Raw genomic sequence first — 13,946 nt, forward strand, 5'->3', positions numbered from 1 at the left:
CGTGGCGGGGAGTCGTGGGTCGGTCGGCAGGTGCTCGGCCGTCTCGTCGGCCGGCGCTCAGGTCTCACACTCAACGGCAGCAGCGCCCGTGCGGGCAAGGGACCGCGCAGGGGTTGCTCGACTCGTCGGCGGTGGAAGGGTGGCCGTCCCTGCACGGGCCGCTGCGGGACGGAGGGCGGCCTCGGACGCAGCACGTCGGGCACCGGGGCAGCCACGGCGTCAGTGCGTCCCTGCAGCCGTCGAAGAAGTCCGGGCCGTCGCCACGGGTCTCGGGGTTCTCGGCCATGTCGGCCCGCGTCCGCGTGTCCATGTGCAACCGGGTGCAGTAGCGCTCGGCGTCCTCCTCCCGGCCCGCCAGGTCATCGAACTGCAGCCCGTGCTCGCACGACAGCACGAAGCGGGCCGCTGTGGGACACCGGCGTCCGAGTCAGGAGGGCGGTGGGTCGGCGGGGCGTCGGCCTCGGGCGGGGGTTCGGGGCAGGTGGCGAGCAGGCGGGTGCCGGTGCGGGCGAGCTCGGCGGTGGAGGGCGGGGGCTCGGTCTGGCCGGGTGGTGCGGGGGGTGCTCGGCACGGCGCACCCCGCGGACGGCCGGCCGCCAGGCGCAGCGGCCCGCCGCGCCGGGCGAGGGCCGGACCTCAGCCGTCGATCGGCAGGCCGGTGTAGTTCTCCGCGAGCTCCCGCGCCGCGGCCTCCGACGAGCACACCCGCCGCAGCTGGGAGAGCTGCAGCTCGGCGTCGAAGTCGTCCCCGGAGGTGTGCAGCATCGAGGTCATCCACCAGGAGAAGTGGGTGCACCGCCACACGCGGGCCAGCGCGCGGTCGGAGTAGGAGTCGACCAGGTCGGTCTCCTTCTCCTGCAGCAGCCGCACCAGCGCCGTGGCCAGGAGCGTGACGTCGGCGACGGCCAGGTTGAGGCCCTTCGCGCCGGTGGGGGGCACGATGTGCGCGGCGTCCCCGGCCAGGAACAGCCGGCCGCGGCGCATCGGCGCGCTGACGAACGAGCGCATCGGCAGGATCGACTTCTCGGTGACCGGGCCGCGGTTGACCGACCAGCCCTCGTGGGCGAAGCGGGTGTCCAGCGCGTCCCAGATCCGGTCGTCGGACCAGTCCTCGATCTTCTCCGACGGGTCGACCTGCAGGTAGAGCCGCGACACCTTGGGCGAGCGCATGGAGTAGAGCCCGAACCCCTCGGGGTGCCAGGCGTAGATCAGCTCGTCGGTCGCGGGAGCGGCGTCGGCCAGGATGCCCAGCCACGCGTAGGGGTAGGTGCGCTCCCACACCCGCCCCCCGGCCTGCTGGACGACCGGCCGGGTCACGCCGTGGAACCCGTCGGTGCCGGCCACCACGTCGCACTCGAGCGTCCGCGCTGTGCCGTCGGCGTCGGTGAACCGGATCCTCGGCGACTCGGTGTCGACGTCCTCGACCTGCACGTCGGAGACCTCGAACAGCAGGGGCGGGCCGCCGTCCAGCTGCGCCTTGATGAGGTCCTTGGTGACCTCGGTCTGCCCGTAGACCCAGACGGTGCGGTCGCACAGCGCCGGGAAGTCCAGCTTGTGCCGCCTGCCCGGGTACTGCAGGTAGATGCCCTGGTGCTCCAGGCCCTCGCGGTGCAGCCGGTCGCCGACCCCGGCGTCGGTCAGCGTGTCGACGGTGTGCTGCTCGAGGATGCCCGCCCGGATGCGCGCCTCGACGTACTCCCGCGACCGGTTCTCCAGCACCACCGAGTCGATGCCCTGCAGGTGCAGCAGCCGCGACAGCAGCAGGCCGGCCGGGCCGGCCCCGATGATCCCCACCTGTGTACGCACGGCTCGAGTGTGACCGCCGATACGACGCCGCGGCCACCGGGTCCTCCCGCTCAGCGGAAGTCCGGCCCCCGGGACAGCTCCCGCCCGATGCCGCGGGCGGCCACCTCGAGCACCGGGGCCAGCCGCGCGAGGTCGCGCCGGTGGCTGGGGACGACGATGCCCAGGGCGGCCGCCACCACGGGCGTGCCCCCGCGCTCGGCCCGCACCGGGACGGCGATCGACAGCGTCCCGAGCGACATCTCCTCCGCCGTCCGCGCGAACCCCTTGCGGCGGACGTCGGCGATCTCCCGCCGCAGCCGCCCCGGGTCGACGATCGTGTGCGGCGTCTCCCGGGTGAGGTGGCGCAGCACCGCCTCCACCACGTCGTCCGGCGCGGCTGCGAGCAGCACCTTGCCGACCCCGGTGGCGTGCAGCGGCAGCCGGCTGCCCACCTGGCTGACCACCGGCACCGACTCCCGGCCGGAGATGCGCTCGACGTAGAGGGCGCAGCGACCGTCGCGCACCGCCAGGTGCACGGTGTCGCGGGTGGCGGTGTGCACGTCGAGCAGGAAGGGGGCCGCCACCTGCCGCAGCTCCAGCTGCACGGGGGCCAGCAGGCCGAGGTCCCACAGCTTGCGGCCGATCTCGTAGCGGCCGTCCGCCCGGCGGACCAGCGCCCCCCACCCGGTCAGCTCGCCGAGCAGCCGGTGCGCCGTCGACAGGGGGGTGCCCGAGCGCTCGGCGACCTCGGAGAGGGTCAGCCGGGGCGCCCCGGCGTCGAAGGCGTCGAGGACGGCGAGCGCGCGGGAGGTCACCGACCGCCCCGCCGCCGCACCGCCCCCGGCCACCACGTCCTCGTTCCCACTGGCCGGAAGTCCCGGCTTGGGCAGCGTAGCGGCCGGTCGTACCTTCCCGGCATGACCGGGACCACAGCCGGCAGCCGGATCGTCCTCCCGCGGTACCTGCGCGAGGACGCGTCGCTGCGCACCCCCGTCGGGTTCCCCGACTACCGCAGCACCGCACTGCGCGCCCCGCTGCGGGCGCCGGTCGACCTGCCGCACCGGCTGACCGAGGTCACCGGCCCGGTGCTCGGCGAGGACCGCGTGCTGCCGCACGACGCCGACCTGACCTGGCGCAACGGCGGCGAGGCGGTGGGGCAGCGGATCCTGGTCCACGGCCGGGTGCTCGACAGCGACGGCCGCCCGGTGCCGGACGCGCTGGTCGAGGTGTGGCAGGCCAACGCGGCCGGCCGCTACCGGCACGTCGTCGACAACTGGCCGGCGCCGCTCGACCCGCACTTCGACGGGCTCGGGCGCGTGGTGACCGACAGCCTGGGCCGCTACGAGTTCCTGACCATCAAGCCCGGTGCCTACCCGTGGGGCAACCACCACAACGCGTGGCGGCCGGCGCACATCCACTTCAGCCTCTTCGGCCGGGCGTTCACCCAGCGCCTGGTCACGCAGATGTACTTCCCGGACGACCCGCTGTTCGGCCAGGACCCGATCTACAACGCGATCCCGGTGGCGGCGCGGCACCGCGCGGTCAGCCGGTTCTCCCTCGAGCGGACCCAGGACAACTGGGCGCTGGCCTTCCGGTGGGACATCGTGCTGCGCGGCCGGGAGCAGACCCCGTTCGAGACCGACGACGACGGAGATGTCGCGTGATGACAGCCGAGGGAGCATCGCAGGGAGCGCCGGCGACCGAGGAGCGGGACCACGCTGGAGGTGCGGCGTGACCGTGGACCCGCTGGACGTCCCCCCGGACCCGCTGGACGTCCCCCCGGACCCGCCCACTCCGTTCCAGCCCCGATCGGGGCAGCGCGGGTCCGGATTCCTGACCGAGCCCTTCCGGCTGGGCACCACGCCGAGCGCGACCGTGGGCCCGTACCTGGCCATCGGCCTGACGTGGCCCGACGGCGTCTGGGCCGCCGCCGAGGGCACCGAGGGCGGCATCTGGATCCGCGGCCGGGTGCTCGACGGCGCCGGGGACGTCGTGCCCGACGCGATGGTGGAGACCTGGCAGGCCGACCCGGACGGCGGCTTCCCCTCGCCCGAGGACCCCCGCGGCGCGGCGCACCGCCCCGGCTTCCGCGGCTACGCGCGGTCCCAGACGACCACCGGTGAGTACGGGATCTTCACCCTCAAGCCGGGCCGGGTGCCCGACGGCGAGGGCGGCCTGCAGGCGCCGCACGTCGACGTCAGCGTCTTCGCCCGGGGGCTGCTCGACCGCGTCGTCACCCGCGTCTACTTCGCCGACGAGGCCGAGGCCAACGCCGGGGACCCGGTGCTGGCCGTGGTGCCGGAGGACCGCCGCGGCACGCTGCTCGCCGTGCCCACCGACGACGGGTACCGGCTGGACATCCACCTGCAGGGCGAGGAGGAGACGGTCTTCTTCGACCTGTAGGAAGAGGACCGTGACAGGTCTGTTCGCCGGCACCTTCGCCCGCGGCGGGGCGGCGGCCGCCGTCTCCGACGACGCCTGGTTCCGGGCGCTGCTCGCCGTCGAGGCCGCGCTCGCCCGCGCCGCCGCCCGCACCGGGCTGGTGCCGGCGGCCGCCGCCGACGCGGTCACCGCCGCCTGCGCGGACCCCTCCCGGCTCGACCTGGCCACCGTCGTGGCGCGGGCGGCCGACGCCGGCAACCCGGTGCCGCCGCTGGTGCGCGCGCTGCAGGACGCGGTGGGCGGGCAGCACGCTCGGGCCGTGCACGTCGCCGCGACCAGCCAGGACGTCCTGGACACCGCGCTGGTGCTCCTCGCCCGCGACGCGGTCGGGGCGATCGACGCCGACCTGGCCGCCGCGGCCGGTCTCGCCGCCGGCCTGGCGCGCACCCACCGGGACGACGTGCTCATGGGCCGCACGCTCCTGCAGCAGGGGCTGCCCACGACGTTCGGGCTCAAGGCCGCCGGCTGGATGGCCGGGCTGGACGGCGCCCGGGAGCGGCTGGCCGAGGCGGTGGCCTCGCTGCCCGTGCAGTACGGCGGTGCGGTGGGCACCCTCGCCGGGGCGTCGACCGCCGTCCGCGACGCCCTCGCCGGCGAGCTCGGCCTGGAGACCACCGCGCTGCCCTGGCACACCGTGCGGCTCCCGGTCGCCGACCTCGCCGGGGCGCTGGGCGCGGCCGCCGGCGTCGTCGCCACGGTGGCGGTCGACGTCGTGCTCATGGCCCAGTCCGAGGTCGGCGAGGTCGCGGAGGTGGCCGAGGGGCGGGGCGGCTCGTCGGCGATGCCGCACAAGAACAACCCCGTCGCCGCGGTCTCCGCCCGGGCGTGCGCGCGCCGCGCCCCCGGCCTGGTCGCCACCCTCCTGTCGGCGATGGAGCAGGAGCACGAGCGGGCGGCCGGCGCCTGGCACAGCGAGTGGCCGGCGTTGACCGAGCTGCTCACCACGGTCGGGTCGGCGGCCTCCTGGCTGGCCGAGAGCCTGCGCGGGCTGCGCCCCGACGCGGCGCGCATGGCCGCCACCGCCGCCGCGGCCGCCGAGGGACCGCTGAGCGCCGCCCTGGCCGACGCGCTGGCCCCGGCCCTGGGGAGGGGCCCGGCCCACGACGCCGCGGCCGCGGCCGTCCGGGAGGCCCGGGAGACCGGCCGCCCGCTGGCCGACCTCGTCGCCGGCCGCACCGAGGTCGACCCCGCCGCCGTGCTGGCCGCCGCCGCGCACGACGTGGGGGAGGCCGGCGCCCAGGTGGACGCCGCCCTGGCCCAGCACGAGCAGCTCACGGAAGGGAAGGCATGACAGCCGTCGAGGTCTCCTACACCGAGGAGGGGCCGGCCGACGCGCCGGTCGTCGTCCTCTCCAACTCCCTCGGGGCGACGCGGGGCATGTGGGACCCCCAGGTCCCCGCGCTGGCCGAGCGCTTCCGCGTGGTCACCTACGACACCCGCGGGCACGGCGACTCCCCGGCGCCGCCCGGGCCCTACTCGCTCGACGACCTGGTGGACGACGTCGTCGCGCTGCTCGACCGCCTCGGCGTGGCCCGCGCGCACGTGGCCGGGCTGTCGCTGGGCGGGATGACGGCGATGCGCATGGCCGCCCGCGAGCCCGGCCGGGTCGACCGGCTGGTCCTGCTGGCGACCTCGGCGAGGACCGAGCCGCAGGGCTTCCTCGACCGGGCCGCCGCGGCCCGCGCCGAGGGCACCGCCTCCTTCGCGCCGACCGTGGTGGGCCGTTGGCTGACCCCGCCCTACGCGGCCGGGCACCCGGACCTCGTCGCCCGGCTGGAGGCCATGATCGCCGGCTGCGACGACGAGGGCTACGCCGCCTGCGCCGAGGTCGTCTCCGCCGTCGACCTGCGCGCGGACCTCGCCCGGATCACCGCCCCCACGCTCGTCGTCTCCGGCACCGAGGACCCCGCCCTGCCGCCCGAGCACCAGGAGGCCATCGCCGCGGGCATCGCCGGCGCCGAACTGCTGCGCGTCAGCCCGGGGGCGCACCTGCCCAACCTGGAGCAGCCGCTGCAGGTCACCGGTGCGCTGCTCGCCCACCTCGAGGGGGGCGGGCGGTGAGCGACCGGCCGGCCGCGGACGACGACGCCCGACGCGAGGCCGGCATGCGCACCCGGCGGGAGGTGCTCGGCGACGCCTGGGTGGACCGCGCGGTCGCCGGCACCACGCCGTTCACCGCGGACTTCCAGGACTTCATCACCCGGGTGGCGTGGGGCGACCTCTGGCAGCGCCCCGGGCTCTCCCGCCGCGACCGCAGCCTCATGACGCTGTCGATCACCGTCGCGCTGCGGCACTGGGACGAGTTCGCCCTGCACGTGCGGGCGGCGAGGAACAACGGCCTCACCGACGAGGAGATCGCCGAGGTGCTCCAGCACGCCGCCGTCTACGCGGGCGTGCCGGCGGCCAACCACGCGTTCAAGGTCGCCGGCCCGATCCTGGCCGAGCCCCGGGACGCGACGGCGGAGGACACGACGGCGGAGGGCACGACCGCTTAGGACACGACGGCTCAGGACACGACGGCGGGGGGCGCACCCGGCGGGGCGAGGGGCCCGCCCGGCCGGGTCCTCGTCCCCTGCCGGGCGGGCGCCGCGACGGGGGAGTCTCGGTTCCGGAAGGCCGCCGTCGCACCGGAGGACCCCGTGGACCCGCAGCAGCCCCTGCCGATGCGCCCCGCGTGGACCGCCGTCGCCCGGTGCGTGCTCGCCTCCGCCGTCCTCCTGGCCCGCAGGCGGGTGCACCTGCCCGAGGGCGAGGTGGGCCGGCGGATCCGGTTCGCCGACGGCACGACGTCCTGGGTCTACCGGGACACCGTGCTGGACCGCCCGCCGCCGGCCGACCCGTGCGGCCTGGTCGTGGAGTTCCGGCTGCGCGCGGTCCGCGGCGCACGGGCGCACCGGCTCTTCCGGGCCGAGAGCCTGCTGAACACGCCGCTGTTCGTGGGCTTCCCCGGCTACGTGTCCAAGCTGTGGCTGGCCGCCGACGAGCTCGGTGTCTACCGCGGCCTGTACGAGTGGGACGGCGCGGAACGGGCGGAGGGGTACGCGCGGGCGCTGTGGCGGGTCCTGGCCCTCGTCAGCGTCCCGGGGTCGATCGGCTACCGGGTGCTGCCCGGCCTGCGCCGCGCGGACCTGCTCGCCGGCCCCGGGCGGGGAGGGGGCCGGGAGTGGTGGCGCCCGGTGGCCGCGGCATGACCGCGCCGGACGTCCTCGTGGTGGGAGCCGGGCCGACCGGCCTGGCGCTCGCCCTGGAGGCGCACGACCACGGCGCCCGCGTCCGCGTGGTGGAGCGGCGGACCGAGCCCTTCCGCCCCTCCCGAGCCCTCATGCTGCACGTGCGGACCCTCGAGCTGCTCCGCCCGCTGGGCGTCACCGGGGAGCTGCTCGCCCGCGCCGACACCGCGCCGGAGGCGCGGCTGCACCTGGGGTCCCGGGTGGTCCCGGTCCGGCTGGCCGGTCTCGACCTGCCGGACACCGCCTTCCCGCACCTGACGCTCGTCCGGCAGATGGACGTCGAGACCGTGCTGGCCGGCGCGCTGGCCGAGCGGGGCGTCGCCGTCGAGCGGGGCACCGAGCTGGTCGACGTCACCGACCTCGGCCCGGTCGCCCGCGCGCGGCTGTCGACCCCGGCCGGCCCCGAGGAGGTGGACTGCCCGGCGGTGGCCGGCTGCGACGGCGTGGACAGCACGGTGCGCGCCCGGGCCCGGATCGGCTGGCGCGGGGGTACCTACGACCGCGAGGTCGTGCTCGCCGACGTGGACGGCACGGGGGAGCTCGCCCCCGGCGTCGCGCACGTCGTCGCCGGGCGGCGGGGGCTGCTCTTCCTGTTCGCGCTCGGGGAGGGCGCCCCCTGGCGCCTGCTCGCGACCCGCCCGGTCACCGCCCCGGCGCTGCCGCCCGGCCGCCCGGGGCCGCCGGTGCCGCGCGAGGTGCTGCAGGCCCTCGTCGACGAGGCCGGGCTGCCGTTCCGGGTCACCGACGTGCCGTGGTCGAGCGCCGTGCGGCTGCAGCACCGGGTGGCCACGACCTTCCGCCGCGGCCGGCTGTTCCTGGCCGGGGACGCCGCGCACGCCTCCTCGCCCGCGGGCGGGCAGGGGATGAACACCGGCCTGCACGACGCCGCGGGCCTCGGCTGGCGGCTGGCCCTCGCGGCGCGCAGCCGCGACCCCGACCTGCTGCTGGGCTCCTACGACGCCGAACGCCGACCCGCGGCCCACCGCGTCCTCGCGCTGACCCACCTGCTCTTCTGGGCCGAGTCGGGCACCGGACCCGTCCCGTCGGCGCTGCGCGGCACCCTGGCCCCGCTGGCCGCCCCCGCGGTGCCGCTGCTGCTCGGGCGCCGCCGGCTGGTCGCCGAGGCGTTCCGCGTGCTGGCCCAGCTGCGCGCCGGGTCCCGCGGGAGCCCGCTGTCGGCCGAGGGCACGGCGCGGCGGACGCGGGGGCCCCGCGCCGGGGACCGCCTCCCGGACGCGCCGGTGGTCTGCGGCGGCCGGGAGCGGCGGCTGCACGAGCTGCTGGCCGGCCCCGGGGTGCACGTCCTGCTCGACCGCGACGCCCCGGTGCCCGGCCGCGCGGTCGGCGGCCCGTGGGTGACGCTCCACCGCCTGGACGACCGCCCGGGCGCCGGGCTGGTCGCCGTCCGCCCCGACGGCCTCGTCGGCTACGGCTCCGCGCGGGTCGACGCCGACGAGCTGGGGGACTGGCTGTCGCTGGTCGGCGCCGGACCGGCGCCGCGGGTGGGGGTGGCGCGGTCGCCGTCCGGGGCCGCGGTGGCGGACGCCTGACCCCGGTCGCCCGCCGCCCCCGCCTCGGTGACGAGCCGGGGCCGGGCCGCGGCCAGGCCGGCGAGCACCTGCAGCAGCGCGAGGACCAGCAGCAGGGCCAGCCCGGGACGCCAGGCCCCGGTGGCGTCGTGCAGCAGCCCGACCGCCAGCGGGCCCGAGGCGGCCAGCAGGTAGCCGGCGCTCTGCGCCGCGGCCGACAGCCGCCCGGTCTGGGCGACGTCCCGGGTGCGCACGAGCACCAGCGTCATCGCCAGCGGGAAGGCCAGGCCGGTGCCCAGGCCGTAGAGCAGCGCCCACACCCAGGGTGCGGCGGCGGGCGCCAGCAGCAGGCCCGCGACGGCGACCACCGTCGGGGTGCAGCACCCCACCACCCACGCGCCCTGGCCCGGGCGCCGGGCGGCCAGCGGCGGCACCACGAGCGCGCACGGGGCCCCCAGGGCGGCGGCGACCGCGACCAGGCCGCCGGCGGCGACCGCGGAGACCCCCGCGTCGTCGGTGAGCACGTCCGGCAGCCAGGTGAGCATCGCGTAGAAGGAGAGGGACTGGAGGCCGAAGAACGCGGTGACCGCCAGCGCGACCCGGTCGCGCAGGACGGCGCGCACGGGCAGCCGGTCCCCGGGGGGCGCGGCACCCGCACCGCCGCGGCGCCGCAGGGCCAGCACGCCCACGCCGGCGGTCGCCAGCAGCACCGGGACGAGCCACAGCGCCAGCCCGGCCAGCGGCCCCCCGGCCGCGGCGACCAGCGGCTGGGCCAGGCCGGCGCCGAGGCTGGCCGACACGGCCATCGAGGCGGTCGTGGCCCCCAGGACCGGCGCGGCCCGGCCGCCGTACTCCGCGCGGACGGCGGCCGGGAGGAGCACGTTGACCACCGCGATGCCCGAGGTGAGCACCACGGTCCCGGCGAACAGGCCGGGGGTGCCGGCCAGCCGCAGCAGCAGCCCGGCGACGAGGGCGAGCGCCCCGGCGAGCACCGCCCGGTGCACGCCCAGCCGGGCGGCGAGGGCCGGCGCGGTGGGGGACACCAGGCCGAAGCAGACCAGCGGGAGCGCGGTGAGCACCGCCAGCGCCGCCCCCGGCACGGCCAGCTCGGTGCGCAGCTCGCCCAGGACCGGGCCGACCGCGGAGAAGGGGCCGCGCAGGCAGAGGGCGAGCAGCACGAGGGCGGCGGCGGGCGCGACCGCGGCCGCGGCTCTCCCCGCCGCCCGGCCGCGCCCGGGGCCGGGGGCGCTCACGAGCCGGGGCGCCGGGTGCGCCGCAGGTCCTCCTCGATCGCCGCGGCGGTCTCGCGCAGCGCCGGGACGAGGTCGTGCTCGAGCTGGGCCATCGAGGTCCGGCTGGCGTGCGCGGAGACGTTGACCGCGGCGATGACCCGCCCGTCGCCGTCGCGGACCGGCGCGGCCGCCGAGCGCAGGCCCTCCTCGAGCTCCTGGTCGACGAGCGCGTAGCCCTGCCGGCGCACGCGCTCCACCTCGGCGCGCAGCTCCACCGGGTCGGTGATCGTCGAGGCGGTGTGCCGCGGGAACTCGGCGGACTGCAGGTAGCGGGCCAGGTCGGCGTGCGGCAGGCCGGCCAGCAGCACCCGGCCCATGGAGGTGGGGTGGGCCGGCAGCCGGGTGCCGACGGCGATGAGCACGGTCATGATCCGCTTGGTGGGGACCCGGGCCACGTAGACGACGTCCGCGCCGTCGAGCACGGACACCGAGGAGGACTCGTTGACCCGGGCGACGAACGCCTCCAGGTGCGGCCCGGCCACCTCGGGCAGGGTCTGCGAGGACAGGTAGGCGTAGCCGAGCTCGAGCACCCGGGGGCTCAGCGAGAACTCCCTGCCGTCGACCCGCACGTAACCCAGCTCGACCAGCGTGAGCAGGAACCGGCGGGCCGCGGCGCGGGTCATCCCGGTCGCCCGGGCCACCTCCGACAGGCCCAGCCGGGGGTGGTCGGCGTCGAAGGCGCGGATGACCGCGAGCCCGCGCTCGAGGGACTGCACGAACGTGCCGTCGCGGGTCGGCAGGACGGCACGGTCCTCCGACACGTCGGCGATCTCCACGTGGGCTCCTCCCGGCGACCGGCCGTGCGAGCGAGGCCGGTGTGGTGTGCGTCATTGTGCGCAGAGTGAACGCCTGTGCGGCAAGCAGGGGGTCCTGAGGTCACGACGTGATGACGTGCGCTTGACGGTGGCCAGGGTCACCTGTTTCCGTTCTCCTGCAGAACGTCGGTTCGCCTCGCGAACGCTCGACATCGCAGCCCGTCCACGACTCCCGGGAGACCCCGTGCGCCGTTCCGGAGCCACCCACCTGCTGCCCCGCCGCACCGCCGCGCTCGCGGCGGTCCCCCTGGTCCTGGCGGTCGCCGCCTGCGGCGGCTCGGACGACGAGGCCGGCGGGGGAGGTGGCACCGAGGCCGGCGGCACCCAGGAGGTGACCGTCGGCGTGATCCCCATCGTCGACGTCGCCCCGGTCTACCTGGGGGTGGACCAGGGCTTCTTCGAGGAGTGCGGGCTCACCGTGAACCTGGAGAGCGGCCAGGGCGGGGCGGCCATCGTCCCCGGCGTGGTCAGCGGGGAGTTCGAGTTCGGGTTCAGCAACGTCACGTCCCTCCTGCTCGCGGCCGACCAGGGGCTCCCGCTGCAGGTCGTGGCCAACGGGGTGGCCTCGACCGGCGAGCAGGGCAACGACTTCGGCGCGGTCGTGACGCGACCTGACAGCGGGATCCAGGGGCCGGCCGACCTCGCCGGCCGGACGGTGGCCGTCAACACCCTCAACAACATCGGGACGACGACGGTCAACGAGTCGGTGCGCCAGGCCGGCGGTGACCCGTCGACGATCGAGTACGTGGAGCTGGCCTTCCCGGACATGGGGGCCGCCCTGCAGCAGGGCAACGTCGACGCGATCTGGGTGGTCGAGCCCTTCCTGGCCTCGGCGACCGCGGCGGGCAACGTGCCGGTCGCCTACAACTTCGTCGACACCGCCGACGACCTCACCGTCGCCACCTACTTCACCAGCGACCAGTACGCGCAGGAGAACCCCGAGGCGGTCGAGTGCTTCAGCTCGGCGATGGAGGAGGCGCTCCAGTACGCGCAGGAGAACCCGGACGCCGTCCGTGCGATCCTCGACACCTACACGCAGATCCCGCCGGAGGTGGCCGAGGCCATGGTCCTGCCGCAGTGGCCGGCCGAGGTGAACCGGGACTCGGTGCAGACGCTGGCCGATCTCGCCGTCGAGGACGGGCTCATCGACGAACAGCCCGATCTGGAGCAGTTGCTGCCGTGAGCCTCCCGACCACCACCACGAGCGCCGAGCCGGGCGCCGTCGCCGCGGGGGCGCAACCCTCGACGGGGCGGTCGCGCCGGCCGCGCGGCACGTCCCCAGTCCTGCTCGGCCTGCTCGGGCTGGTGTCCCTGGTCGCCCTGTTCGAGGTGCTGCCGCGGATCGGCGTGCTGCCGCGCCGGTTCTTCCCGACGTCCTCGGAGATCGGCGCGGCGCTGGTCGACCAGCTGGGGCAGCCGGACTTCTGGGCCGCGCTGCTCGACACCGTCCAGGGCTGGGCGCTGGGGCTGCTGATCGCCTCGGTCGCCGGCGTCGTCCTCGGCATCGTCATCGGCAGCTCCCACCTGCTGCGCGAGCTGACCGCCTCCACCATCGAGTTCCTGCGGCCGATCCCCTCGGTGGCGCTGATCCCGCTCGCGGTGCTGCTGTTCGGCACCTCGATCGAGAGCAAGCTCCTGCTGGTGGTGTACGCCGCGTTCTGGCAGATGCTCATCCAGGTGCTCTACGGGGTGCAGGACGTCGACCCGGTCGCGCAGGACACCGCGCGGGCCTACCGGTTCGGCTTCCTCGCCCGGGTCCGCTACGTCACCTGGCCGACCGCGCTGCCCTACGTGATGACCGGGCTGCGGCTGTCCGCGGCGGTCGCGCTGATCCTGGCGGTCACCGCCGAGCTGGTCATCGGCAACCCGGGCATCGGCAACCGGCTGGCCGTGGCGCAGAGCAGCGGGGCGATCGCCACCTCCTACGCGCTGGTCGTCGTCGCGGGCCTGCTGGGCGTGGTGGTCAACCTCGCGGCCCGGTTCGTGGAGCGGCGGGCGCTGTCGTGGCACCCGTCCCAGCGGGGAGAGGTGGCCCTGTGACCGGCGTCCTCAAGCGGGTCGGCTTCCTCCTGGGGCTGCCCGCGGTGCTGTTCGCCCTCTGGTGGACCACCTCGGCCGGCAGCACCGACTTCTACTTCCCGCCGCTGTCGCGGATCCTGGAGAGCCTGGTCGACGAGTGGTTCGGCCCGCGGCTCATGGACGACGTCGTCCCCAGCCTGCTGCGGCTCGCGGCCGGGTACCTGGTCGCCGCCGTCGTCGGCATCACCCTCGGCGTGCTGATCGGCACCTACAAGCGGCTGCGCGACTTCCTGGAGCCGGTGCTGGAGTTCTTCCGCGCCATCCCGCCGCCGGTGGTGGTGCCGATCCTCATGCTGGTGTTCGGCATCGAGAACACGATGAAGATCGTGGTGATCGCGTTCGGCTGCATGTGGCCGATCCTGCTCAACACCGCCGAGGGCGTGCGGGCGGTCGACAGCACCCAGAGCGAGACGGCGCGGGTCTACCGGATCACCGGGTCCGCCCGGCTGCGGTACCTGGTGCTGCCCTCGGCGAGCCCCCAGATCGCCGCCGGACTCCGGCAGGGCCTGTCGGTCGCCATCATCCTGATGGTGATCAGCGAGCTGTTCGCCGCCAGCGACGGCCTCGGCTTCGCCATCGTGCAGGCCCAGCGCAGCTTCGCCATCCCGGAGATGTGGGCGGGGATGATCATGCTCGGACTCCTGGGGTTCCTGCTGTCCCTGCTCTTCCGCCTGGTGGAGAGCCGCTGGCTGGCCTGGTACCACGGCCTGCGCAAGGCCCAGAAGGCCGGATGACGGCGATGCACCCGCAGCCCCTGACCCCCCGATCGGAAGG

General features: G+C 76.3%; 13 protein-coding genes and 1 pseudogene. 10 read left to right on the top strand and 4 right to left on the bottom strand.

Annotated features, from left to right (window positions below):
* Nucleotides 1-636: 636 nt before the first annotated feature.
* Together ACI8AC_RS04220 and ACI8AC_RS04225 are read right to left on the bottom strand one after the other, a co-directional pair.
* A complete protein-coding gene (locus tag ACI8AC_RS04220) occupies nucleotides 637-1,806 on the bottom strand; it encodes a 4-hydroxybenzoate 3-monooxygenase (protein ID WP_456895510.1) in 1,170 nt (389 codons plus the stop codon).
* Nucleotides 1,807-1,856: 50 nt separating this feature from the next.
* Nucleotides 1,857-2,600, bottom strand: a complete 744-nt coding sequence (locus ACI8AC_RS04225; RefSeq protein WP_456895512.1) for an IclR family transcriptional regulator — start codon at nucleotides 2,598-2,600, stop codon at nucleotides 1,857-1,859.
* A 102-nt stretch (nucleotides 2,601-2,702) separates the two neighbouring features.
* Here ACI8AC_RS04225 and pcaH point away from each other — a divergent pair, with 102 nt between their 5' ends.
* The 7 genes and pseudogenes from pcaH to ACI8AC_RS04260 all read left to right on the top strand — a co-directional run.
* Nucleotides 2,703-3,449: a protocatechuate 3,4-dioxygenase subunit beta gene (gene pcaH / locus ACI8AC_RS04230; protein WP_456895514.1), complete on the top strand. Its 747-nt coding sequence runs from the start codon at nucleotides 2,703-2,705 to the stop codon at nucleotides 3,447-3,449.
* Nucleotides 3,450-3,516: 67 nt separating this feature from the next.
* A complete protein-coding gene (pcaG, locus tag ACI8AC_RS04235) occupies nucleotides 3,517-4,188 on the top strand; it encodes a protocatechuate 3,4-dioxygenase subunit alpha (protein WP_456895516.1) in 672 nt (223 codons plus the stop codon).
* Nucleotides 4,189-4,198: 10 nt separating this feature from the next.
* Nucleotides 4,199-5,518 carry a 3-carboxy-cis,cis-muconate cycloisomerase gene (gene pcaB, locus ACI8AC_RS04240; protein ID WP_456895518.1) on the top strand — a complete coding sequence of 440 codons (1,320 nt, stop codon included), beginning with the start codon at nucleotides 4,199-4,201 and terminating at the stop codon, nucleotides 5,516-5,518.
* Nucleotides 5,515-6,288, top strand: a complete 774-nt coding sequence (gene pcaD / locus ACI8AC_RS04245) for a 3-oxoadipate enol-lactonase (protein WP_456895520.1) — start codon at nucleotides 5,515-5,517, stop codon at nucleotides 6,286-6,288. The genes pcaB and pcaD overlap by 4 nt, the downstream gene beginning before the upstream one ends.
* A complete protein-coding gene (gene pcaC, locus ACI8AC_RS04250) occupies nucleotides 6,285-6,722 on the top strand; it encodes a 4-carboxymuconolactone decarboxylase (protein ID WP_456895522.1) in 438 nt (145 codons plus the stop codon). Before pcaD ends, pcaC begins: the two co-directional genes overlap by 4 nt.
* Nucleotides 6,723-6,866: 144 nt before the next feature.
* Nucleotides 6,867-7,418, top strand: a complete 552-nt coding sequence (locus ACI8AC_RS04255) for a hypothetical protein (protein ID WP_456895524.1) — start codon at nucleotides 6,867-6,869, stop codon at nucleotides 7,416-7,418.
* Nucleotides 7,415-8,440: pseudogene (locus ACI8AC_RS04260) on the top strand (FAD-dependent monooxygenase); the annotation flags it as partial. The gene ACI8AC_RS04255 and the pseudogene ACI8AC_RS04260, both read left to right, overlap by 4 nt.
* A 443-nt stretch (nucleotides 8,441-8,883) precedes the next feature.
* On the opposite strand, the gene ACI8AC_RS04265 reads toward ACI8AC_RS04260, so the two are convergent.
* Both ACI8AC_RS04265 and ACI8AC_RS04270 read right to left on the bottom strand, forming a co-directional pair.
* Nucleotides 8,884-10,239, bottom strand: a complete 1,356-nt coding sequence (locus tag ACI8AC_RS04265; protein WP_456895526.1) for an MFS transporter — start codon at nucleotides 10,237-10,239, stop codon at nucleotides 8,884-8,886.
* The gene (locus ACI8AC_RS04270; RefSeq protein WP_456895528.1) at nucleotides 10,236-11,054 is read right to left on the bottom strand and encodes an IclR family transcriptional regulator domain-containing protein; all 819 of its coding nucleotides are present in this window, start codon (nucleotides 11,052-11,054) and stop codon (nucleotides 10,236-10,238) included. Before ACI8AC_RS04270 ends, ACI8AC_RS04265 begins: the two co-directional genes overlap by 4 nt.
* Nucleotides 11,055-11,277: 223 nt before the next feature.
* On the opposite strand from ACI8AC_RS04270, the gene ACI8AC_RS04275 reads away from it, so the two are divergent.
* Genes ACI8AC_RS04275 through ACI8AC_RS04285 form a run of 3 tightly spaced genes read left to right on the top strand, consistent with a single transcriptional unit; the run spans nucleotide 11,278 to nucleotide 13,906 of the window.
* On the top strand, nucleotides 11,278-12,276 hold the full coding sequence (locus ACI8AC_RS04275; RefSeq protein ID WP_456895530.1) for an ABC transporter substrate-binding protein: 999 nt from the start codon (nucleotides 11,278-11,280) through the stop codon (nucleotides 12,274-12,276).
* Nucleotides 12,273-13,133 carry an ABC transporter permease gene (locus ACI8AC_RS04280; protein WP_456895532.1) on the top strand — a complete coding sequence of 287 codons (861 nt, stop codon included), beginning with the start codon at nucleotides 12,273-12,275 and terminating at the stop codon, nucleotides 13,131-13,133. Before ACI8AC_RS04275 ends, ACI8AC_RS04280 begins: the two co-directional genes overlap by 4 nt.
* Complete coding sequence (locus ACI8AC_RS04285; protein ID WP_456895534.1) at nucleotides 13,130-13,906, top strand: ABC transporter permease; 777 nt, start codon at nucleotides 13,130-13,132, stop codon at nucleotides 13,904-13,906. Before ACI8AC_RS04280 ends, ACI8AC_RS04285 begins: the two co-directional genes overlap by 4 nt.
* The last annotated feature ends 40 nt before the right edge of the window (nucleotides 13,907-13,946 follow it).

Source organism: Geodermatophilus sp. SYSU D00758 (assembly GCF_054049955.1).

What these genes read in the sequence shown, in the direction of transcription:
- pcaH (WP_456895514.1), top strand. Translation starts at nt 2,703, where the DNA reads ATGACCGGGACCACAGCCGGCAGCCGGATCGTCCTCCCGCGGTACCTG.
- pcaD (WP_456895520.1), top strand. Translation starts at nt 5,515, where the DNA reads ATGACAGCCGTCGAGGTCTCCTACACCGAGGAGGGGCCGGCCGACGCG.